19 protein-coding genes are annotated in these 24259 nt (G+C 43.5%); 2 read left to right on the top strand and 17 right to left on the bottom strand.

All coding sequences use genetic code 11. The annotated features are described in order from the left end of the window. Nucleotides 1-85 precede the first annotated feature (85 nt). A complete protein-coding gene (locus BM528_RS08625; protein ID WP_071979534.1) occupies nt 86-979 on the top strand; it encodes a DUF3025 domain-containing protein in 894 nt (297 codons plus the stop codon). Nucleotides 980-1014: 35 nt separating this feature from the next. On the opposite strand, the gene BM528_RS08620 is transcribed toward BM528_RS08625, so the two are convergent. From BM528_RS08620 to BM528_RS08540, 17 genes are all read right to left on the bottom strand, one after another. Next, a complete protein-coding gene (locus tag BM528_RS08620; RefSeq protein WP_071979533.1) occupies nt 1015-1719 on the bottom strand; it encodes a YIP1 family protein in 705 nt (234 codons plus the stop codon). A gap of 288 nt (nt 1720-2007) precedes the next feature. Beyond that, a complete protein-coding gene (locus BM528_RS08615) occupies nt 2008-3732 on the bottom strand; it encodes an SLC13 family permease (protein WP_071979532.1) in 1725 nt (574 codons plus the stop codon). Between the two features lie 16 nt (nt 3733-3748). Then, nucleotides 3749-5164 carry a sulfate adenylyltransferase subunit CysN gene (gene cysN / locus BM528_RS08610; protein ID WP_071979531.1) on the bottom strand — a complete coding sequence of 472 codons (1416 nt, stop codon included), beginning with the start codon at nt 5162-5164 and terminating at the stop codon, nt 3749-3751. Nucleotide 5165: 1 nt separating this feature from the next. Then, the gene (gene cysQ / locus BM528_RS08605; protein WP_071979530.1) at nt 5166-5957 is read right to left on the bottom strand and encodes a 3'(2'),5'-bisphosphate nucleotidase CysQ; all 792 of its coding nucleotides are present in this window, start codon (nt 5955-5957) and stop codon (nt 5166-5168) included. Continuing rightward, nucleotides 5957-6553, bottom strand: a complete 597-nt coding sequence (gene cysC, locus BM528_RS08600; RefSeq protein ID WP_071979529.1) for an adenylyl-sulfate kinase — start codon at nt 6551-6553, stop codon at nt 5957-5959. Before cysC ends, cysQ begins: the two co-directional genes overlap by 1 nt. After that, nucleotides 6553-7467 carry a sulfate adenylyltransferase subunit CysD gene (gene cysD / locus BM528_RS08595; protein WP_071979528.1) on the bottom strand — a complete coding sequence of 305 codons (915 nt, stop codon included), beginning with the start codon at nt 7465-7467 and terminating at the stop codon, nt 6553-6555. Before cysD ends, cysC begins: the two co-directional genes overlap by 1 nt. 239 nt (nt 7468-7706) lie before the next feature. Continuing rightward, nucleotides 7707-9212 carry a sodium/proline symporter PutP gene (gene putP / locus BM528_RS08590; RefSeq protein ID WP_071979527.1) on the bottom strand — a complete coding sequence of 502 codons (1506 nt, stop codon included), beginning with the start codon at nt 9210-9212 and terminating at the stop codon, nt 7707-7709. A gap of 271 nt (nt 9213-9483) precedes the next feature. Further along, entirely contained in the window at nt 9484-11442 is a 1959-nt protein-coding gene (locus BM528_RS08585) for a GGDEF domain-containing protein (RefSeq protein ID WP_083595241.1), read from the bottom strand. Nucleotides 11443-11677: 235 nt separating this feature from the next. Beyond that, nucleotides 11678-12382: a DUF3379 family protein gene (locus BM528_RS08580; RefSeq protein WP_071979526.1), complete on the bottom strand. Its 705-nt coding sequence runs from the start codon at nt 12380-12382 to the stop codon at nt 11678-11680. After that, on the bottom strand, nt 12375-12932 hold the full coding sequence (locus tag BM528_RS08575; protein ID WP_071979525.1) for a sigma-70 family RNA polymerase sigma factor: 558 nt from the start codon (nt 12930-12932) through the stop codon (nt 12375-12377). The genes BM528_RS08580 and BM528_RS08575 overlap by 8 nt, the downstream gene beginning before the upstream one ends. Before the next feature lie 115 nt (nt 12933-13047). Beyond that, on the bottom strand, nt 13048-14901 hold the full coding sequence (locus tag BM528_RS08570) for a DUF885 domain-containing protein (protein ID WP_071979524.1): 1854 nt from the start codon (nt 14899-14901) through the stop codon (nt 13048-13050). A gap of 101 nt (nt 14902-15002) precedes the next feature. After that, on the bottom strand, nt 15003-16826 hold the full coding sequence (locus BM528_RS08565) for a BatD family protein (RefSeq protein WP_071979523.1): 1824 nt from the start codon (nt 16824-16826) through the stop codon (nt 15003-15005). Further along, nucleotides 16827-18887, bottom strand: coding sequence for a VWA domain-containing protein (locus BM528_RS08560; protein ID WP_332249011.1), 2061 nt, complete (start codon nt 18885-18887; stop codon nt 16827-16829). It lies immediately after the preceding gene. Further along, nucleotides 18884-19939, bottom strand: coding sequence for a vWA domain-containing protein (locus tag BM528_RS08555; RefSeq protein ID WP_071979522.1), 1056 nt, complete (start codon nt 19937-19939; stop codon nt 18884-18886). Before BM528_RS08555 ends, BM528_RS08560 begins: the two co-directional genes overlap by 4 nt. Continuing rightward, a complete protein-coding gene (locus BM528_RS08550) occupies nt 19939-20613 on the bottom strand; it encodes a DUF4381 domain-containing protein (protein ID WP_071979521.1) in 675 nt (224 codons plus the stop codon). Before BM528_RS08550 ends, BM528_RS08555 begins: the two co-directional genes overlap by 1 nt. After that, on the bottom strand, nt 20613-21575 hold the full coding sequence (locus BM528_RS08545) for a DUF58 domain-containing protein (RefSeq protein WP_071979520.1): 963 nt from the start codon (nt 21573-21575) through the stop codon (nt 20613-20615). Before BM528_RS08545 ends, BM528_RS08550 begins: the two co-directional genes overlap by 1 nt. Before the next feature lie 3 nt (nt 21576-21578). Beyond that, nucleotides 21579-22535 carry an AAA family ATPase gene (locus tag BM528_RS08540; protein WP_071979519.1) on the bottom strand — a complete coding sequence of 319 codons (957 nt, stop codon included), beginning with the start codon at nt 22533-22535 and terminating at the stop codon, nt 21579-21581. 413 nt (nt 22536-22948) lie between these two features. Between BM528_RS08540 and fadI the strand changes: the two genes are divergently transcribed. After that, nucleotides 22949-24259 (top strand): acetyl-CoA C-acyltransferase FadI, encoded by a 1311-nt coding sequence (fadI, locus tag BM528_RS08535; RefSeq protein ID WP_071979518.1) that lies wholly within the window; start codon nt 22949-22951, stop codon nt 24257-24259.

Here is a 24259-nt window from a genome sequence, read left to right as displayed (position 1 = left end):
GCAAAAATATCAGAAACACATGGTAAAAAACGACACGCCGTAGTCATCAGTATAGAGAATTCCATAATCTGAACCAATAGGTGTTATGCAATCAGCACATATTCCTTTCGATAAAAGCCATCTTCATGATTCTGCCTCTCCTTGTGTTACCGCCCTTTTGTCAGAAGTAAACTTGCTAAATGAAAATGCTTTTCCCAGTGCGCAGCAGCTCAACAGGGTAGTGCAACGTTTTCAACCAAAATGGCAAGGCCCAACGTTCAAGGGACAAAGCACATTTCCAGCTACTGAAAGTCGATACTATGAAACCATTATTGGCGAAGACAATGTGGTTCCCACACGAGAAGACAACTGGCACGATTTATTTAATGCGCTCATTTGGGTTCAGTTTCCGAAAGCAAAATCACTGCTTAATGCACTCCATATTAAGGATATCGCAAACTTCGGGGCGAACCCTCGCACGGCGAGACGAAGTCGAATAACCCATTTCGACGAATGCGGTGTTGTCTTAGCTATTGAAGCTGGAGACAGTTTTAGTAAAACAGAAAACGTAAGCAAAGCAGAGCTAAACCAGTTTCTTGCTAGCCTCGCGATGCATGAATGGCATGAAGTATTTATTCAGCAGCGAGATAAATGGGGAAAATGCGTAACACCGTTTATCTTCGGACATGCGAATTTAGAAATGATGCTTAGCCCATTTATTGGTTTAACGGGCAAATGGCTTGCCGTCGCTGTTCCTAGTGGTTTTAGCAAATTAGATCCTTGGCAACAAAGGAGTGTGATAGATAATGCTTTAGTGGAGCGAATAGTGCAGTTAGATAATTTTCAGCAGGCTCCTATTCTAAAACCCGTTCCCTTATTAGGAGTGCCGGGATGGCACCACGATCAGACGCTCGATTTTTATAATAACAAGGAGTATTTTAGGCCGGTTAGAGAGGGAGCGAAAATGCCGACTCAGTTACCGCTTTGGAAGCCAATATAAAAAGGTTCCAAAGCAGTAAAAACGTGCAATATCAATTAGAATGCGAGTAAAGCAACAAGCCAAATTGAATAAATAATAAGGTAAGGCGCCGTCGCGATTATTGCAGCTTTTTGCTTAGAAAATGATGTCCATTGCGATATACCGACCATAGCAAGGTAGATACCCCAAAACAGCTCTAATCGAATTGCCTGACAAAATGCAAACCACTCAGAATCCATGGGGACACTGAGAATATAGCTCAACGACGTTGGTGCTAATGCAGCTGGCGATATCTGATGGTCGTTGGCAAAGAGCAGTATGGCAAGACCTAATAAACCTGTTATCACGTACGGCATAGACACCCACCATGAGAAGCCGTACCAGTCTGTGAAACCGAAAACATGACTGTCATCTGCCCGGGTGGCTAGGTTTAGATAAACGGCATAGATTGCGTTAATGATAATGAGAACAAAGAACGCACCAATAAGCTGAGACCACATTAAGCTGCTTCGGGTGAAAAAGGCGCGCATTTGATCTTCTTCAGCTGGGCTCATATCGCCCTGTGCAGCAATATTCAAATTCGCAAACCATTCAATATCAACAAAATTAACGTACAGGTACTGCAGTACTAATGTGATGCCCATCACCATAAAAAATGGCATCCAACTCCAGTTGTTCCTTTCTCCAACTGCCTTGAACACGCCATTAGGTTTAAAAAATATATCGTTGCAAGCCTGGAATGGGTTTGAAACCGAGTGCATTTCTTTCTCCATGAAAATAGTTTTGTTTTTATTTGGTTATTTGGCCATTCGAATAAGAGCGGCTTTTTTTAGTAGAGTACGGAGTTGGCTCGCCAAAGTACAGCGCAATGCAAATTTTTCAACATACTAATTTGTAAGTAATTGTTGAGCAAATTTACACGGTAAGTTTAATACCATATAGAGTATAAGAATAAATAAGGAAGCAACTGCTTCCTTATTCACTTAAAACTTAATCACCGTTCTTTGTCTCATTTACCTAGCCTGATGTTCGAAGCTGACGTCCACGGGCTAAAAATAAGTCGCATTAAGAAGGCAAAGCACAATGGCGCTGTACACAATCGATATAGGTAGACCTATTTTTATGAAATGGGAAAACCGGTAGTTCGCGGCATTGTATACCAGTAAATTAGTTTGATACCCAAAAGGTGATATAAAGCTAGCACTTGCAGCAAAGGCAACGGCTAAAGCAAAGGGCATGAGCGGAGCACCAATAATCTCCACTAAGCCATACGCAAAAGGAAACATCAAGGCAGCAGCGGCATTATTAGTCACAAATTCAGTAAGCAACAGTGTAATCAGGTATATAGCTATTAATGCAATAAACCAGTCAGTGCCAGACAGTATGGGCATTAACGCTTGAGTTGTAACAGCGATTACCCCTGAAGTTTCAAGTGCAGTAGCTAAACTCAACGCGCCCACAATCACCACAATTAAATTGAGGGGAAGGTTTCGTTTCATTTCACCATTAGACGTTACTTTCATGATGACCAAAACAGCAGCCAAAAATAGCAAACCGATGGCTAAATTAATAATGTCAGATGCAGCAAGTGCAACGGTAGTTAAAAAGCCACCTAACGTGATCCATTCTTGCTTGTTGGTGAGCGGGCGAGCGATTTTTTGCTCTGAAAGTACGAAGAAGTTCTTGCTCAGGTTTTGTCTAGTCGCAAAGTCAGGGCCTGTTGCGAGAAGCAAAAAATCACCAGACTTTAATTTTATTTCCCCAAGTTTACCTGAGAGTTGTTCCCCGTCTCTGCGTATGGCAACAACAGCGGCATCAAACAACGCCCTAAAACCCAACTGCTTTATTGTTTGCCCAATTATTTGTGCACGATTTGATACCACTACCTCGGTTAGGCTTTCCCGCAAAACGCCATCGGTTTCGGCAAACATACTTAAGCCTTTTATATGGCTTAAATTGTCTAGCTTTTGTACGTTACCCGAAAACATCAGCTTATCGCTTTCTAGAATAACAACCTCAGGGCCAACAGGGGATATCAAATTCTTATCTCTGACAATCTCTACTAAGAAAAGCTCGGGAAGGTTTCTCAAATGATTTTGTTCAACAGTTTTGCCAATAAGCTCTGAGCCGGCTTCAACCTCAGCTTCTACCATATAGGCAAAGTAGCTACTGTCCTTATTGCCGATATTCGGTAGTAGTGGCAGTAACAGAAACATCAATAAACCGCAGCTCAACCCAGCAACAGTACCGTATAGGGTAAAGTCAAAGAAGTTGAAGCCAGGATGTCCATGCTCTTGCAAAAAACTATCGACTATAAGGTTTGTAGACGTTCCAATTAATGTCACCGTACCACCTAAAATAGCGGCATAGGACAAGGGGATAAGTAATCTTGACGCTGGATGATGTTGGTTTTGCTTAATGGGGCCTATGAGGCTTGCCACAATAGCAGTGTTGTTGAGAAGCGCTGATGAGATAAATGTCAGCGAGAACAATCGCCAGTATGAACGTGTAAAGTCAGCAGTCACTAACTTTCTGCCAAGGCGTTTGATAAGAGCAGTTTTATCAATGGCACTACTGACTAAAAGCAACAAAACAAGGGTGATTAAGCCCTTGTTCGTCAAGTTTAGTAGAATGTCATCTAGCGATAATTGCTGCGTAACCAGTAAACCCAACACTGCACCAGAAAATACAGTGGCAGGGCGCTGATTGGTAAAAATCAGCGCAAAAATCGTACTGGCAAAAATTGCCAGTACGATGAACTGGGTAACATCCATATATGTCCAGTCCTGCTTATAGCTTAGAAATATCCACAGCGTTCCAATGAGGGAAGTGCTTACGCACAAGCTCGTTGAATTCTAATTCAAACTCAGAAAAGTTTGCAGAAGCATGCTGTGCATCACCAGAAATGGCATCAATTACCATACCCGCACCTACCGTACCGTTGGTAAGGCGATCGATAACGATAAATGAACCCGTTGGACGATTGCGTTTATAAGGGTCGCATGCAATAGGCTGAGTGAATTTCACATCAACCACTCCAATCTCATTGAGATTTAGGTGCATAGCATCGGCTTTTTCCAATGTGTTAACGTCTATTTGATTATCGATATGAGCGACAACACCAGGTGTTGATTTCGTTGCAAACTTAAACAAGTATTGCTTGTTTGGCATCAATGGCTCTTCAGACATCCACACAAGATGAGTTTTGAACTGCGTAGAAAGCAAAGGCAAATTATCTGACTTTACAATCATGTCGCCACGAGAAATATCGATTTCATCTTCTAGAGTAAGCGTTACCGCCTGAGGTACATAAGCGCGCTCTTGGTCACCTTCAAAAGTCACTACTTGCTTAACTTTTGATGTTTTGCCAGAAGGAAGTGCAGTAATTTCGTCTCCTGGCGCTACTTGACCAGAAACCACTGTGCCTGCGAATCCGCGGAAATCTAAGTTAGGACGGTTAACATACTGTACTGGAAATCTGAAGTCGTGATGGTTGTCGTCTTCGCCAATCTCGATGTTCTCCAGCATTTCCATTAATGGCGTGCCGTTAAACCAGGGTGTGTTTTCGCTAATACTTACAACATTATCGCCTTCGAGCGCAGACAGTGGAACAAATTGAATATCAGGAATATCAAGTTGCTCAGCAAACTTAAGATAGTCAGCTTGAATCTGCTCGTAAACATCTTGCGAATAGTCCATTAAGTCCATTTTGTTGATCGCAACAATAACATGCTTAATACCTAGAAGTGAAACTAGGAATGAATGACGCTTAGTTTGCACCTTAACGCCGCCACGGGCATCAACAAGAATAATAGCAAGGTCGCAAGTAGATGCGCCTGTTACCATATTGCGGGTGTACTGCTCATGCCCTGGAGTATCAGCGATAATAAATTTACGCTTGTCGGTAGAGAAGTAGCGGTAAGCTACATCAATGGTAATACCTTGTTCACGCTCAGACTGAAGACCGTCTACAAGAAGGGCAAGGTCAACTTTCTCTCCCGTAGTACCTACTTTTTTGCTGTCTTTTGTAATAGCGGCAAGCTGGTCTTCGTAAATCATTTTTGAATCGTGAAGTAAGCGACCAATAAGGGTACTCTTACCATCGTCTACGCTACCGCAGGTAAGGAAACGTAGCATGTCTTTCTTTTCGTGTTGCTCAAGGTAAGACAGAACGTCCTGTCTTAATAATTCGTTTTCGTTGTTCATGTTATGCGCTCACAAGGAAAAAGGGGTTTAATACAGACTCTTTTTGGTTATAGGTAAGAGCGTCGGCGTTGTCATCTAGTGGATTTTCTGGGTCTAGAACAGTTACACTTGCCCCAGCAGCCAGTGCAACTGCATGTGCAGCGCCTGTATCCCATTCAGATGTTGGGCCCAAACGAGGGTAAAGGTGGGCTTCACCTTCCGCCACTAAACAGAGTTTTAAAGAACTTCCCATAGCTACCAGTTCAGTTTCACCTTCAAGTTGTGCTAGTAAATTCTGAATTTCAGGGCTTTGATGAGAACGACTTCCAACTATTTTCCACACGTCGTTACCGCTGTGTTTCTTCGCCGTGATAGGCGTGAACACACCGTCGATTTCGGTCCAAGCACCTTCACCAACAGTACCCACATAGCTTTTGTTTAACGCTGGAGCGTAAACAATACCCATTGTCGGTTTACCGTTTTCGATAAGTGCAATGTTTACCGTAAATTCACCGTTTTTCTTAATAAACTCTTTGGTGCCGTCTAGCGGATCAACCAGCCAGTATGACGACCATGTTTTACGTTCATCCCACGAAATATCAGCTGACTCTTCAGAAAGAATAGGCAGGTCAGATTCCGCTTCAAGGGCCTTTACAATAACGTTATGGGCGGCAAGGTCAGCTTCGGTTAGTGGGCTGGTATCTTGCTTCTCATAAATAGCGAAATCTTTTTCGTAAATCGCCATAATTTTATCGCCAGCTTCTTTGGCAATAGTTAGCACTTTTTGTGCGAGATTATTTAAAGGCTGTGTCATTACACCAATCCCTTTTCTTGTAGCAAAGCATATAAACGCTCAGCGGTCTGCTCTGCCGGTTCATCCTGATAGGTTAAGTGTACTTCCGGTGATTCAGGTGCTTCATAGGCTGAATCGATACCTGTAAAGTCCTTGATTTCGCCACTGCGGGCCTTTTTGTACAAGCCTTTGGGGTCGCGCTTTTCACACACCTCAAGTGGTGTATCAACAAACACTTCCACAAACTCGCCTTCTTCCATTAAGCTGCGGCAATAATCGCGGTCAGCTTTAAAAGGAGAGATAAACGCAGTCAGTACCAAGGTTCCAGAGTCAACAAAAAGTTTGGCGACTTCGCTAATGCGGCGAATGTTTTCAACCCGATCTTTGTCGCTAAATCCTAAGTCGCCACATAAACCGTGACGTACGTTGTCGCCATCTAACAGGTACGTATGTTTATTTTGCTCGTGAAGTTTTTTCTCAAGCAAGTTGGCTAACGTAGATTTACCAGAACCACTTAACCCGGTAAGCCAAAACACGCGAGGTGTTTGACCTAACTTCTCAGAGCGGGTGGTCTTGTTGACTTCGTGTTTGTGCCAAACAACGTTGTCTGTGGCCATTAGAAGTACCCTTCCATTTTCTTCTTCTCCATAGAGCCTGCGCTGTCATGGTCGATAACGCGGCCTTGACGCTCAGACGTCTTGGTAAGCAACATCTCTTGAATAACTTCGGGAAGTGTTGCCGCTGTTGACTCAACAGCACCGGTCAATGGATAGCAACCTAGAGTACGGAAGCGAACAGAGCGCATTTCTGGCACTTCGCCTTCTTCTAACGGCATGCGGTCATCATCTACCATTATCAAAACGCCGTCACGCTCTACTACTGGGCGAGGCTTTGACAGATACAGCTGTGGAATATCGATGTTTTCAAGGTAGATATATTGCCAGATATCTAGCTCAGTCCAGTTAGACATTGGAAATACACGAATACTTTCGCCTTTGTTTACCTGTGAATTATAAATGTTCCACAACTCTGGGCGTTGATTCTTTGGATCCCAGCGATGGTTGCTGTCACGGAATGAATAAACGCGCTCTTTGGCGCGAGATTTTTCTTCATCACGACGGGCGCCACCGAATGCAGCATCAAATTGATACTTATTCAGTGCTTGTTTAAGAGACTGGGTTTTCATGATATCAGTGTGTTTTGCTGAGCCGTGGCTAAATGGACCAACGCCAGCCTCAACACCTTCTTCATTGATGTGAACAAGCAGATCAAAGCCGTGCTTTTTCGCCTGCTCATCGCGGAATTTTATCATTTCGCCAAATTTCCACGTGGTGTCTACGTGAAGTAGAGGGAAAGGAATTTTACCTGGTGCAAACGCTTTACGTGCTAGATGAAGAAGAACCGAAGAGTCTTTTCCTACCGAGTAAAGCATTACTGGGTTGTCAAACTCAGCAGCAACTTCTCGGAAAATTTGGATACTCTCGGCTTCGAGTTGTTTCAAATGCGTGATAGACGGGATACTTGCAGTCATTTTGAAGTCCGATTTATGTTATATAAAAAAAAGTTATATGCGGGTTGTTTTTCTGCATAGAAAGATAACATATTTATTTTCAAAAGTAGTATGCCATTTTGCTATTTAAAATAGCTTTCTTATTCTCAAAAAATAAAAACCTATATAATTTAGATATAAGCGCTTGTTTTGGCGACTAGAACGTAAAAAGCCTCAAATTGCGAAACAATTTGAGGCTTTACAAAACAATGAATTTCTTATTAACGCGCGTTAAATTGCTTTTGAAATGCATCGAAGGTTTCAGTGACACCCTCGCGCGGCTTGCCTGTTTTACTGAGGATAATAATAGCTAGGCTGGAAAGAATAAACCCAGGTACTATTTCATACATCCAGTCTCCGAGCGCTTGGCCGTTGATAGTTACCGGTAGATATATCCACAGTAATACAGTTACCGCACCTACAACCATTCCGCCTAAAGCTGCTCTTCGAGTCATTTCACGCTTAAATAAGCTAAATAGAACCAATGGACCGAATGCGGCGCCGAACCCTGCCCAAGCATTGCTGACTAGGGTCAATATGGTGCTGTCTCTGTCGTACGCTAAAAATATTGAGACTAGCGCAACTGCAATTACGCTTAGTCGACCGGCAATAACTAACTCTTTGTCAGAGGCGTCTTTACGTAAAAATGCTTGATAAAAATCACTGGTAAGTGAACTAGACGTTACTAACAGTTGCGATGAAATTGTACTCATAATCGCCGCTAAAATTGCGGCTAATAAGAAGCCACCAATAAGAGGGTGGAATAAAATTTGTGAAAGGTAGATGAAAACGGTTTCGGGGTCGATGGAATTACCATTTCCGGTGACGTAGGCTAGCCCAAATAAGCCAGTCATTAGTGCACCAATAATAGATACGATCATCCAACTCATACCAATGTTACGGGCTTTCGGAATATCCTGCACCGAGCGTATCGCCATAAAGCGCACAATAATGTGTGGCTGACCAAAATAACCCAGTCCCCAGGACATCAGCGACACTATACCAATAAAGGTTATGGCTTCATTCGAAGATGCATCCATGAATGCGTCAAACAAAGCAGGGTTTATGTTATCAAGTGCATCGATAGATGCGCTAATACCGCCCAATTCACTGATAACCACCGCTGGTACCATGATTAGCGAAACAAACATGATACAGCCTTGTACAAAGTCGGTCATGCTAACTGCCATGAACCCGCCGACCAATGTATAGGCAACAACAACGCCTGCAGTGACATACAAGCCAGTTTCGTAACTCAACCCGAACGAGGTTTCAAATAATTTGCCGCCGGCAACTACACCAGACGATGTATAAAGAGTGAAGAAAACGACAATAACGACAGAAGCGATAACTCGAAGAATGCGTGAGTTATCTGCAAAACGATTTTCGAAATAATCCGGGATGGTGATGGAGTTGCTGGCAACTTCTGTATAGATACGCAGTCGTGGGGCGACAAGTAAATAATTGGCTAGTGCGCCTAGCGTTAAACCTACGGCAATCCAGCCTGCAGATAAGCCCGAGACGTACATTGCTCCCGGAAGACCCATTAACATCCAACCACTCATATCAGACGCGCCTGCGGATAAAGCGGTAACGGCCGGGCCTAACTGGCGGCCACCTAACATATAACCTTCAACGTTGGTGTCTGTTTGCCGGTAAGCAAAAAGACCTATCCCCAACATTACAACAAAATACAAACCCAACGAAATAATCGTGCCAGTAGCCATATATGTTCCCTTTAATTTTTATTCCATGCTATCACCAATAATTTGGAGTCTCCATGTAAGTATGTGCTCACTGGTTGGTTTTTGAACGGTTTTTAAAAGATTATGCTAATTTTGATAATATTTATCCAACTGTGGGTTTACTAGCATAAGACTTTCGCTAGCACCAGCATAACCCCTGTGTTCGAGGGGCTCGAGGGGAAAAAGTTTTTGAAGCCAGCGAATTCGGGTGTTTATAAGGATATTAATAGAGGGTAATAGGTAGTATTAGGGGTTAATAACTGTGCGCCAATGTTGTCGATTCAACTCTTGAGCGCCCGCGATTTTTTGCTTTGTATAACAGGTCGTCGCACAATTTAATAACAGATTCAGAGTTTGTTGTTCCGTTTAGTGCAACAACGCCACTAGAAAATGACACGGTGAGTGCTTTATTGGTAGTAGACCAATTTGTTTTACTTGAGAAGGAGTTGTTTAACTCGTCAAGAATTGCTGTCACTTCTTGTTCTGTGGAATGTTCAAAGTAAATAAGAAATTCTTCGCCGCCATACCGGCACACTAAGTCACTCTTTCGAATTCTTTGGCGAATAATATCGCTAAATGTACTTAATACTTCATCACCTACAGCATGACCATATTTGTCATTGATGCGTTTAAAGTGATCTATGTCGAGCAATGCAAGACAGGAAGATGGGTGTCTTTTAAGCAGTGCTTTTAATTGTCGTAGCATTGCTCGTCTGGTAAGAGCGCCTGTAAGAGAGTCGGTATTGGCTTGCTTGTCACTTTGTTTTTTGGCTAGCCATAACCATGAAGTGATCATAAGGCAGATAACTGCGATAAGTGCAAATACTGCAGTGCGTAAGTTCGCTTTGTCTCCTGTTAATCCCACTTTTTCTTGCTGTAATGAGAGCAATTCTTTTTGGCGATATTCAGCAAGTTCAATATCTTTTGAAAGCAAATCTAGCTTGATGCCGCTAGCAGATTGGAATTTCTCCCCATGAGAATTCAACAAAGCCAGCTGATACTTTTCTTGGTATGAAAATGCATTTTCGATATCACCTCGAATGTTATAAATATGTTTCAGTATGAGGTACCTATTCAACACGGCTTTATTTTTTAGAGGCGTGGAAGAGTATTTCTTTTCAAATGCTTCCTCAAGCTGAAGAATCGAATAATTAAATTCCTCATCGTTTCCATTCACTGCGTTATATATTGCGTTGGCAGTAGGCTTTATGTCAGCAGACTCGTTTGGAAACAAAACCGAAGAGTTCAAGACTCGAGTGCTAAGTTCAGTCAGTTTTGCCTTGTCTCCCTCTCTTAGTCGAGAGCCATAAATACTCATTTCAAACATATCTAAAAACACACTTTCAAAGTGGTCGTCAACGGGGGCGCTATCTCTCGCTTCTTCAATTAATTCTAGAGCTTCGTCGAACTTGCCAAGTCGGTTTAGAGTACTAATTGCAAATAAAAAGTCCGTTGTTTCTAAAGAGTGATACTGTCTTTTCAAAGTTATGAACTTTTTGGCATGCTCGGCTGATTTGCTCGGTACATTCAAGTTTAGGTATAAATCCGCTAAATCATTGTGCGCATCAACCAGGTTAATTTCCATTACGAGTTTGTTACCTGATGGTTCACTGGGTAAATGAGGCAACGCAAACTCTATTTCATTTATCGCTTGTATAGGTGCTGTATCAATCAACTCCGACGCAATCCACATACTAACCGTTATGATTGCTACTTTGTTACCTGAGCGTAGAAGGTCGTTCTTTAAGCTGTAAAGTGCAGGAACAGTTGAGCTAAGACGCTTCACTGAGCCTTTAAAATCATTGAAACCTTTAATATAGATATGGTACGCCTTCAAAAAAGCGTAAGTTTTAATATCGGCTCTCTTTAAAGCTTGCCAATGTCTATCTAAGAGAACTTCTTTTATAACAACGGGGACTTTTGGCGCATCAACGTGTTGAGCGTTAGATAGGGCTATCACATGCCGAAAAACAACGCTTATATCCGATTCATCAGATTGGATTTTGCTTTGTTTGAGTTGTTGGAGAATGTCTTCGTTTGAGAGCTCAGAAGGATAGTTCCATTCATAAAGCACGGCATGAGTGAGATTAGCGTAGCGGTTAATTTTTTCCGCATCGCCATTTTGAAGCGATGAGGCAAAAACTAAAGAGGGGATATATATTAGTAAAAGCAAAGAGGCTTTTACTAATATACTTACACTACTGATACTCACTTTGCGACCTGCTTACTCTATCTTTTTTATCGTGATGCTTTTCAATCGCCGCAATACCCTACAATGGCTATTTTTAGAAAATCATTAGTAGGTCATGAGACGCAAACGAGCACAGAGTATATAAGGTGTGAGGGCGGTTTGCATGTTAAATTATCAGTAATATTGTAAAGTCTGTAATCGGCGAAAAAATTGGGGGAAGCACTTACATCAATTCAGCTTTAGATATTCAGCTTAATCAGGCGGTAAACTGCATTCTTTTTGCCACCGCCTCTTTCATCTCTGTAAGATCAGCACGCTTATCGCCGACAACAATCACGTTTGCCTGCCTCATTTTTATGCTTTCTCCATGAAAGCGATTGTCTTCAAAATAACTAGGAAGCTCCATATGCTCGTCTTTAGGTACAACGAATACCGACATTTTTCCCTGCGGGGTATCAATAATCAAATGCAGGCTTCTCACCGTATTTAAGTGACAGTAGTTAGCTACCTCAATACCCTCAATCATGTCGCTAAAACTGGCGCCGAAGCTTGCTAATTTTGCATTTACCATATTCAGGTCAACAGGCAAAAGAGAGTGTGCTTCTTCTACCTCTGCATACTGCATATGGGCGAGCGCTTGCCCTGAAAGGTCGACCGAGTCCTGGTTCCACATAGTGATACTTATACCAATAGTAAAAGCCACTGAAGCTGCGACAGCCATATACCGACGGCTTCTTTTCTTATAGCGATTGAATTCATCAGCAGACTGCTGCCAAATAAGCTTGCTCGCTAAATCATCAGGTACTTCAACTTTTAACGCCTGCTTAAGCTTTTTGTCCATTTGTTTTTGCTCATGCCAAAAGCTACGCTTTTTTTCATCGGCATTTGCTGCGGCAATAAGGTCGCTGTCAGTCGTTTCTGGATCCGCATAAATTCTGCGTCTAAACTCTAAATCATCCATTTATTCGACCTCTGTTTTCATCTTGTTTTTCGACGGCCTCTTTCAGCTGATTTCGGGCTCGAAATAAACGTGTCATAACCGTGTTTTTATTGAGATTTAGCTGTGCGGCAATTTCTTCACCGCTAAAACCGAACAATAGCTGCAAAATAAGAGGTTCTCGATATTCAATACTTAACCCCCCGAGTAGCCGGTGGAGTTCTCGTTGGTTGATATCGCCATCTGCTTGCTGAGTCTCGTCGTGGATAAACACATCATCGATATCAATAACATCCAACTGTTTGCGCTCAAATCGTCGAGCATTTTCACGGCGCAAAATCGTGATCAACCAAGCTTTTGCTGCTTTCTCGTCATTGAGAGCGTCGAGGGAACGCCACGCCCTAAGGAATGTTTCTTGAACAATATCTTCAGCTACACTTCTGTCTTTCACTAGCCAGTAAGCGTAACGGAAAATATCGGCGTGAAATGCCTTCACTAGGGCTTCATATCTTTGATGCTTTGCTTTCATACTCGATAAGACCTGTGTGTTATCGATTTTATTTCGAGCAAACATAAAATATTTTCCATTTTGTGTTTTGAAAGATTACCCAAGTGTTGCGCCGCAAAAAAAAGCGCCGCGGCGAAACTGCCTAGGCGCTCTCTAACATTATCACTTTAACAGTAAAGCATCACATGGCGCTTCGGTTTTTAACCCAAGCGTCTACGTTCTCTTCTAATATAGAAAGCGGAACTGGACCATTTTTTAAAATTTCATCATGAAAGCCTTTCCAGTCGAAATTGTCCCCGAGCTCATTCATTGCTTTCTCACGTAACTCCATTATTTTGAGTTTTCCAATCATGTAAGCAGTAGCTTGCCCGGGCATAGCAATATATCGTTCAATGGCTTTTTGTGCGTCGTACTCAGGGTTTGGCGTATTTTCAACTAAGTATTGTACCGCCTCTTCTCTAGACCATTTTTTAGCATGAATACCGGTGTCGACAACGAGTCTACACGCACGCCATAGCTCCATGGCTAATCTACCAAAATCAGAGTAGGGGTCTTTGTAAAAGCCCATGTCTTTAGCAAGTTCTTCGGTATATAACCCCCAGCCTTCTGTATACGCAGTAAAGCTTAAGAACTTCTGAAACTGTGGAATACCATCGAGTTCTTGAGCGATAGTTCGCTGCATATGGTGGCCTGGAATACCCTCGTGGTACGCCAAGGCTTCTAGTTGGTACGTTGGCATCGCCTTCATGTCATATAGGTTAGCGTAATAAATGCCGGGTCTGCTTCCATCTTGTGCCGGGCTTTGATAAAAGGCTTTCCCCGCAGATTGCTCTCTAAATGCCTCCACCCGTTTTACAATCATGGGGGCTTCAGGAAGAATGCCGAAATAATCAGGGATTTCTTCTCTCATATCGTCGATTGCTTGTTTGGCATCATCAAGATATTGCTGTCTTCCTTGGGGCGTTGACGGAAGATAGAACTGATCATCTTCACGCATAAAAACAAAGAATTCTTGAAGTGTGCCCTCAAATTCAACTTCTTCCATAATGTCGCGCATAGCGTTGTGGATCCGCTCAACATTATTCAAGCCAATTTGGTGAACCTCTGAAGCAGTTAGCTCGGTAGTAGTAAACCAATTTAAACGGTTTTGATACCACTGTTCTCCATCGGGCAGTCGCCAAACCCCATCGCCCTCTGGAGACAGTGTTTTTTGGTGTGCTAATTCTTTTATCAAGCGCTTATAGGCGGGCTCAACCGAGCTAGTTAACGCCTTTTTGGCATCTTCGAGGAGTCCCGCCTTTTCTTCATCAGTTAATGATAGAGCGCTCACTTTGCCCTGGAAATCTTCCCAAAGTGTCGAAGCTGTTTCGGATGTGTCAAATGGAATACCCTTGATAACGTTTCGAGATGCATCAATCATTTGGTCGTAAGCCCATTTAGGTGGGAATACACCGGCTTTTTCTCTTAGCTTCATCTGGTCGATGACCTGGTCGAAGTAGGTACTCACATTGTTAAGTCGGCTTACATAAGCTGCCGCATCTTCCTTGCTTTTTACGCTGTGAATATTGATAAGGAAGCTAGGTACTTGTGTATGAGCAGCTCTGAACTGGTGCACTATATAACGATGGTGGCGAAATTCATCGTTGGCTAAGTCTCTTTCAATGCCAAGTTTGTAAAGACGAAGGCTGAGGTTTTCTTGCTCGTTAAGCTTTTGAGTGTCAAAGGACTCCAGCGTGCTAAGTCTTTCTTTAGCAATAGCTATTTGTTCATCTACCTCAGCTTCGCTAATATCATCCCACTTGTCGTAATCCCATTTTTTTCCTAGGTAACTTTGAAATAGGGGTGAACGTTTCAAATCTTCTTCAAATGAACGCTCAAAAAACGCTGCAAGGCGTTGGGATTCTGTTTGCGCCGAGTCTTTTTCACTTTTAACCGCAGTAGGTTGTGTTTGTGATGTTTCATTAGCCGGAGAGCACGCTGTTATTGATAATAGTGCAATGGCAATCGGTGTAAGTGAAAATAGTGATTTTTTCATGTTATCTCCCAGTTTTGGTTCGCTGCACATATGTTTATGCCGCAACTTTTATTATTTTTAGTTCTTCATAGGTAGAGCTAACCGCAGTGCGTTTCACTCTGCTACGTAGGGTATAAATTAGATAGCTCGGCTTCTTTACCTTTCTGACGTTTAAGGTATGAACTTCGGGCGACATCTATGGCGCTAGCAAGCTCTGCCATAATAGTGTCGACGCTTGCAGAGTCTGTTGCCTCACTCGTCTTTGAAAACCGCGACTTATGTAATTTATCCAAAGGCTCTTTTATAGCGTGAGTCTCAGGAAGGTCATCCTGCATAGGGCGCACTTTTGTGTTGCCATTTAAAGAGCGCAACCAAAGCTGTAGGGCAGTATCTACTTGTGAAACGTTTTTAGACTTCACCGTTTGCATCAATACTTTGTACGCCTGATTCTCTCCGCTGTCTGAATTTTTATTCGTCAGTCGAGTGTTTTGACTGTTCCCAGCGTTTTTGTAATCGATTGTGCGATATCTTCTAATATAGAGCATTAGCACCACAAAGGTAACTAGCCAACCTAATGCCAAAACGGAAATGACCAACCAAACTGTGTTATTAGACCACGGCGTGTCGGAAGTATCTTGTTGCGATTTAGCAGGTGTTTGCTGAGTTGAGTTTTCCGGTCTGCCTTGCGTAGGTTCTTGTGTAGAGTCTGCCTCGAGTGAAGAACTTGGTGCTGTTGAGCTCGCGGAACTTTGATTTTCGCTCGTTGAGGCGGCGTTTTTACCTTCACCAGAGGCGGCAACGACGGTTATAGATTGAGATGGAATGGTGGCATATTCGGTTTTTTCAGTCAGCGTGTTAAACCAAGGAATAGTAATTTCAGGTAAAACCATTTTTCCTGGCTCGGTAGGAATAATGGCCAGAGAGGTTTGTCGCTGGGCGATCAAACTCTGGTTTTTTTCTACCGTAGTGGTGTTTGATTGGTCTGGATACAGTTTAAACGTTGGCGGATAAAATTCGGGAATTTCCGGCAATTGTTCTTCAACTACTCCCAGGGCTGTCAGAGTGACAATGCGGGTAATTGGCTCGCCGACTACGAAACTATCGCCTTGTGGCCACTCTTCGTCAAGCCTTACCATTTCTGAAGGTAGCCAAGGGTAATCGATGTCACGTGGAATAGGTTTAATATTGACAACAATATCAGGTCCTACGCGATTGATTTGTTGAGTGCGGTTGAAAAAACCGAAGCGCTGATTGGTGTTCGACGCCATGACTTCACCGGTAAATACTGGGCCGCGCAGCGTGAATTCTCCAGACGCTTGAGGTACCACAGCAAACTGCCTCTCAATAATCTGATATCTTCTCCCGTTTATAATATCGGTATATTGTTTGTCATCTCCTAATTGTCGAATTTCGGCGTTTTCCATTTCGGGGGCTTGCAAACTGCCGCGTTCGATATTGCTCGAGAGATGCAGCTTAACTGTGTAAAGAAGCTGTTGATTTAGGAACGCCTCTGTTAAATCAATATCCGTCGTGACAAAGTAATCTCTGGCTACGTTGCTTTGTTCCTGAACGGGAATAACGGTAACCTCAATGGGATAAGTACTTTTGTTTTCAACCCGTAAAGACGGAATAGTAAATGTGCCTTCTTTTCTTGGGAAAAGTGTCGTTGTCCATGTTGTGGAGCGCTTTGCATCGAAGTTAACTATAGAAGTTTGACTGCTTACCGAAGTGCGTCCTACCACAAAGTCTTTTAGTAATGGTGAGCTATCAAAGGCATCTCTGTCAGCACTTCCATCAGCAGTAACTGTCAGTCTAATGGCTTCATCAAGCATGACAGGATTTTTGTCTATCGTTGCTTCTACTGAGTTGATATCAGCGTGAGCAGGCAGAATAGATAAGGCGGTAAACAATATCGTTAACAATGTAGATTTAGATAAAACTTTCATCTACCAATCTCTCCGGTTTGATGGCATGCGTTCTCTTTTGCGTTTTTGGGCTTCTAGCTGCATTTTTCTTTTCAACAAAAATGCTGGGTCATCGGGCACTCTTCGCATAAGGTTTTCCATACGCTGCATTTCTTCTTTTTCTGCGTCAGTCAATTCCTCTTGCTGCGCCTGCATAGCACGGGCCTCTTCTGACTGCTCAGACTCGTTTTCTCGACTATTTGAGCCTTCAGCCTGTTCGGTATCACCTTTCTCGCTCTGATCATTTTGCTGATCGCTTTGGGGTGGCTGAGATGACTGCTCTCCTTGCTCTGGTGATTGAGGCTGATCGTTCTGCCGCCCCTCACTTTGATTATCACTGTTTTGTTGTTCAGAGCTCTGTTGTTCAGAGCCCTGTTGTTCAGAGTCCTGTGACTCACTGCCTTGCTCGTCACCGTTTTGTGATTCGTTACTATTTTCTTGGTTCTGCTGACCGTCAGAACTTTGAGACTGATTATCTTGTTGCTGATTTTCGCTTTGGTTGGACTCATCACCAGACTGATTTTGTTGCGACTGCTGGTTGTTTTGGTTTTGCTGTTGATTCAAAAGCTCTTCTACCAAGGCTTTATTCGCCATTGCATCATCATGCTTAGGCTCTTGTTGTAGCGCTTCTTCGTACTTTTTAATTGAGGCCTCTAACTTACCAAGTTTTGCAAGGGCATTGCCTTGGTTATACAGGCTGTCCGCGCCTGATACTTTTTCATACTCGGTTAGTGCTTCTTCGTAACGTCCCGCCTTATACAAAGCTGAGGCTTTCCAACTATTGCTCTCAAATTTATCTGCAGCACTTGTAAATTTTTCCTGCTTATAATCGCTCAACCCCTCTTGATCAGAATTGAGAAAAGGTGATTGCCACCAGGGTATCGTTGAGTCGTTGCTCGGTAATTCTGTTATTGTTTGTTGCTCCTGTTGCAATTTGCTGTTTGCCTGTGCATGAGCTTTCGGGGCTGTTATCGGCATAGAAACGTACAGAGAAAAAATAATGACAAAAATCAGGCCTCTACGAAAAGCATAGGCTGCAAAAGGCAACAGTAGAATAGCGATGTAGGGGCCAACCTCTCTCCACTGGTCACCTTGCGCGCCACTTTCGCTATTTTCATCATCGTCATTACCGCTATTTCCATCTCTATCGAGCAAGGAAATCGATGTTAAAGCGTCGATGTCATCGTCATTAGATGTGAAGTTTTTACTCTGCCCGCCGTTTGCTCTAGTTACGCTTCTTACCGCACCTTCGTTTAGCTTGGGTATAACAATACTTCCAGATGTGTCTTTGAGTAATTCGCCGTTTAACTGTCGTATCGGTGCTCCCTCAGATGTCCCAACAGTAAGCGCATTTAGCGTAAATGGCATGGAACTCACATATTCTTGAAGTTCTTTCTGCTGGCCGAACTCGATGCCGTCGGTAATCCAATATATAACGCCGTTTTTGAAGCCTGCGTTGGTTAAAAGGTCGTTTGCTGCTTGTATACCTAGTAGCGGATCGCTTCCAGGTACAGGCATTATTTCAGGCGATAAGCTGGGAAGTAGGGTAGTTATGTTACCGGCATCTTCTGTAAGTGGGCTTATGACAAACGCATCACCAGAATAGGCAACTAAACCCATCTCACCCTCAGAAATGGTATTTATTAAGTCAATTGCTTTATATTTCGCTCGTGTTAATCGGTCTGGTGTCATGTCCGTTGCTCGCATTGACATAGACATATCAATTACCACAACGTGACCCATTTTAAGCTGGTATACAGGCTGAGGTAACCGCTCCCAGGTAGGGCCCGCAAGGGCAACAACAGTTAATATCCAAACAAAAGGCAGCAACCACATTGGAGGTCGCTTAGCTTTCTTTATTTTCCCTACCACCATATGGCTATACAGGTGAGGAGGTATGACAGATTGCCATCCTGAATGCTTGGTAGAGCGTCTTTTCAACCATATAAACAGCACAAGTAAGGGGATGGCTGCAAAGAACCAGTCAGGCCGAATAAAGTGAAAATTATTGAAAAAATTAGTTGTCAAATCGCCGTTTATCACGCTCGTCTCCCTGCCCGTTTCATGTGAGAGGATTCATGCGCTGACTCCACAGATTTGTTAGTCATACGTTTAAGAGTTGTGCTGATGAAAACAATGACAATCCAAAGCATTGAACCTATCAAGGCAAATGCTAGGGGGTAATAGAATAAGGCCGTAAGCGGACGCATTTTGCGAGTCTCGCCTTGTATGGGCTCTAAATCATCCAGCTGCTGGTAGATGGCGTTGAGCTCTTCAGCATTGCGTGCACGAAAATATTGCCCCCCAGTAGAGCTCGCAATATCTGAAAGCATGGTTTCATCTAGCTCTTGCGATGGATTTATTTGTCTACTGCCAAAGAAACTTTGGATGAGCATTTTGTCGGCGCCAACACCGATAGTATAAATTTTAACATTTTTACTTATGGCCAACTCTTTAGCTTGCTCAGGCGTAATATTGCCTGCAGTGTTTTGGCCGTCGGTAAGAAGAATTAATACGTTGTTGGATTCATCTCTAGCGTCGAATCGTTTTACCGCCAACCCAATGGCATCACCAATGGCGGTTTGTTCACCAACAAGACCAATTACTGCCTCACTAAGCAATGTCGAAACAGTTTCACGGTCGTACGTTAATGGGGCTTGCACATAGGCGGTGTCGGCAAATAATATCAGCCCCAGCCTGTCGCCTACTCGCCGTTGAATAAAGTCATAAACTACCGACTTCGTCATAGTGAGGCGGTTAACTTGACGGCCATTGAGCTGCATATCATCAATTTTCATACTGCCTGAAAGATCAACTGCAAGCATCATTTCTCGACCTTCGTTAGGAATGCTAACCGGTTCGCCCAACCACTGTGGCTGTGCGGCAGCGGTGACTAATGCCAGCCAAATAATAGTGGCAGCAACTAATGCTGTTTTACTTTTATTCGCGATAATTTCATCACTGTGCTGTTGCGGACGAAGTTTTGGAACGCGTAACGCGGCGCTTGCAGCCTCGGGAGATTTGGGAAATAGAAATCTCACTACCAATGGCAAAGGCAGCGCTAAAAATGCCCACCACCAATTAAAATCAAGCATTATTCCGATGCCTCTATAAACGTTTTTGCCTGTTTATCTTTGTTAAACGCAGCGTGTTTAATCCATATCTTTACCGCTTTTTGGCAGGTCGTGAAATCGCCAGAGTTTTCCTTATTGGAGTAGAGATTGGCGTTTAGAATACTCAGGCCCTCCTCAATTTCTTGCTGCTTTCGCGGACAGTTTGCCAACAAAAATGCATGCCACTGAGTTCCGTGCAAACCGGCTACGGCCTCATGCTCAAAGTATGTAAGCGCAGCTCGTTTAAGCAGTGCGTTTAGCTGCATAGCCCAATCGGGCGCCTGGTTTGAAACTAAGTCTACGTTTTTTAAAGCTATTTTACGTGCTTGGTTAAAAGCGATATGTCGTTTTATAACAACGAATAGCGTCACCAACACGCCCGTAATAATAAAAAGTAACGCCCACCACCCCCAGTCTAACGGCCACAGGTGTACATCGGTTGGCGTGTGTATATCTCTTAGTTGCGCAAGCGGGTCCTGTTGAATTGCAGCGGGCTGCTGGGAAATCGCGTTCGGCTGCGAACCCGTCACCGACGATAGTTCAGGAAGTGCTGGCGGCTCAATGCTAGGTACTGGCTGCGGTGGCAACTCTTGAGCCGACGTACCAGTTAATGTCGAATTATCCTGTGTCGAATTAGCCTGTGAAGATGACAACATTATACTCGCTCTCTTTGCATACTTTGAAGCTGCTCGTCTAGCGGGAAAGCACTTGATACGTGATAGCGCAAAATATTCATTTTTTTCAGCGTTTGGCTTATTACCGAATTTTGTTCCTCACGCCACCGACGATAACTCTGCGTCTCCTTACTATCACCAAGTACCCAACGCTGTTTCACTTCTCCATCTGAAACACTAACGCTCTGCAATGACCCCGTCTCTGGTAGGGAGTGCTCAAAGGGATCATCTACAATAATCGATCTCACTTCACAGTGGCGTGTAAGGTGGCTAAGATGCTGCTCTGCCGCAGTACTTAAATTTTGAAAGTCAGAGACCAGATAAACCAAGCTCCCGGGTTTCGCCAATCTGCGTGCTCTAGCACAGGCATCTGCGAATGACTGTTGATCTCGAGCACTATTGGGTTCTTCTTCTGTGGCATTTTTGTTTAACGCTACCAGTTCGTGGCAAACGTGCAGCACCGCTTTTTTCCTGCTAAGCGGTTTAACTTCTTTATGTTCATTTTGGTTGAAAACCAATGCTCCTACTTTGTCACCCCGGGCAGCAGCTGACCAACTTATTAAAGAGGAGATATGAGCAGCCTGCACCGCTTTTGTAAGCAGCTGAGTACCGAAACTCATAGAGGGTAGATAGTCACAGAATATAAATACTGGGCGCTCTCTTTCTTCTCGATATATTTTGGTATGGGTTTTACCCGTTCTTGCAGTAACGCGCCAATCAATAGCTCGAATATCATCGCCAGCCTGATAATGACGGGCCTCGTCGAATTCCATTCCTCTACCTTTGTGCTTAGTAAGGTAACTACCCGCTAAGCGAGCTTGAGGCGTTCTTTTAGGCGTCAAATTGACTAACTTGGACAACTGCTGATAGCGCAATAACTCCGCCGTAGTGAGCACTACGCCATTGCTTTTCAACTTTTCAAGTTGTGAGTGAATATCTGTCATATATTATGGTACAGCGACAGTAGCAACAATCTTATCCAATACATCATTCACAGTTACACCTTCAGCCTCAGCTTGATAGGAGAGTATGATACGGTGTCTGAGTACATTATGCGCAACCGCCTGAATATCATCTGGTCCTACAAAATCTCGACCACTTAGCCAAGCGTGAGCACGAGCACATCTGTCAAGACCAATGGTCGCCCTAGGGCTTGTTCCCATTGCTATCCATTGAGCAAGCTCGCTGTCAAAAAGCGCAGGTTTTCGGGTTGCCATAATTAATTGAACTAAATAGTTTTCTAATTCGGGTGCCATGTATAAAGAGAGCGCTTCTTTACGAGAAAGAAATATATCATTTTGGCTAAGCGTGGGGGGCGTCACCGGAGGCTGCTCCAGTGCTTCACCTCGAGTTAGTCTCAATATATCAAGCTCGGTGTCGGCATCTGGGTAGTCGATGTCTACATGCATTAAGAATCGATCGAGCTGCGCTTCAGGTAAGGGATACGTGCCCTCTTGTTCTAAAGGGTTCTGCGTAGCCATAACGAGAAATAACGGAGGAAGGGGATAAGTTTTACTACCCACGGTTATCTGTCGCTCTGCCATGGCCTCTAGCAATGCTGATTGTACTTTAGCAGGTGCTCGGTTTATCTCATCAGCAAGTACTAAATTGTGAAAAAGCGGACCTTTCTGAAAGACAAACTCTCCCGTCTCAGGGCGGTAAATATCAGTTCCCGTTAAGTCGGCAGGCAGTAAGTCTGGAGTAAACTGAACACGGTGGAAATCTCCATCAACTCCATTAGCGAGCGCGTTGATTGCCCGAGTTTTAGCAAGCCCCGGCGGTCCCTCAACCAATAAATGTCCATCGGCAAGTAGCGCGATTAAAATGCTTTTCGTCAATGCATGTTGACCAATAATTTGTTGGTCTAGATAAGCATGTAATTGTTTGAATTGCTCTGCTGCCATAATGCAATGATTCCACGTAAATTCTAGTTGTTAGGATGTGTTGGTGTCATGTCGAAGATGAAACTACCTTTTCAATCATCATTGAATGAAGATGCGAGTTACACAAAAAACGGAATATGTTCCAAATTGCCATCCACAATGACACAAAACAGACTATGTTTCTCATATAAGGTTCATTTTCCGTTTCTTCAAGTATCCGAGTTGAACGAAAATATGAGTAAAAGTGCACAGAGCAAACAGTGAGCTGCCGCTTTCTCTCAACGTTTGGCGATGTTGTTTGGCGTATAAACCTTATTCTGGTCTCATTATTTGCTATTTTGTTCAGAGTTTGTAAAAATCAATGTTATTACAGGTCAGACCACTTGTGGAGGGTGTAGATAACACTTGCACAGGGTCATTAATTTAGGTGCATTATGTCTACAAAACAATCAGTTACTACCCGAGAGGGTGATCGCATCGCCATTGTCGCGGGGTTGCGTACTCCGTTTGCTAAAATGGCGACATATTTTCACGGCGTACCTGCTGTTGATTTAGGAAAGATGGTAGTTAACGAGCTTCTTGTTCGTCATGGCATTCAAAAAGAATGGGTCGATCAAGTGGTTTATGGCCAAGTGGTTCAAATGCCAGAAGCACCGAATATTGCTCGTGAAATTGTCTTAGGTACTGGAATGAACGTCCATACTGATGCATACAGTGTGTCAAGAGCTTGTGCAACCAGTTTCCAATCAACGGTTAACATTGCTGAAAGTATGATGGCTGGACACGTACAAGTAGGTATTGCTGGTGGAGCTGATTCTACCTCTGTGTCACCGATTGGTGTGTCTAAAAACTTGGCAAGAGCGCTAGTAGATTTGCAAAAAACCAAAACACTTGGCCAGAAGTTTAATATTTTCAAACGCTTGGGCCTTAAAGATTTGGCGCCTGTGCCGCCTGCTGTTGCAGAATATTCAACAGGCCTGTCAATGGGGCAGACTGCAGAGCAAATGGCGAAGTCGCATCAAATCTCTCGCCAAGAACAAGATAAACTTGCCCATCGTTCGCACAGCTATGCAGCGAAAAGTTGGGAAGAGGGTAAACTTTCAAATGAGGTCATGACAGCCTACGCTGAACCTTACAAGGGGGCTCTAGAGCGCGATAACAATGTGCGCTTTGACTCCAAGCTAGAAAGTTACGCTAAGTTACGTCCTGTCTTTGATAAAAAATATGGCTCTGTTACTGCCGCAAATGCCACTCCGCTTACCGACGGCGCATCTGCTGTTGTCATGATGACAGAAAGCCGTGCCAAAGAGCTTGGCTACACGCCTTTAGGTTACATAAAAAGTTATGCTTTCTCGGCAATTGATGTATGGGAAGACATGTTAATGGGTCCATCCTATGCTACGCCTTTAGCGTTAGATCGCGCCGGTATGACATTGAACGACTTAACCTTAATTGAAATGCACGAGGCATTTGCGGCGCAAACCCTTGCCAACGTTAAAATGTTTGCAAGCGATAAATTTGCCAAAGAGAAGCTAGGACGAAGCAAAGCGACTGGCGAGATAGATATGGACAAATTTAATGTGATGGGAAGCTCTATTGCCTACGGACATCCATTCGCAGCAACGGGAACTCGTATGATTACGCAAATGCTTAACGAGTTAAATCGTCGTGGTGGCGGTAGCGGCCTGCTAACCGCATGTGCAGCCGGTGGTTTAGGTGCAGCAATGATTGTGGAGACAGAATAA

This window comes from Alteromonas sp. RW2A1, assembly GCF_001886475.1.
GTDB classification, from domain to species: Bacteria; Pseudomonadota; Gammaproteobacteria; order Enterobacterales; family Alteromonadaceae; genus Alteromonas; species Alteromonas hispanica.
The sequence above is the reverse complement of the archived record's forward strand: the minus strand, read 5'-3'. Positions and strand labels throughout refer to the sequence as shown.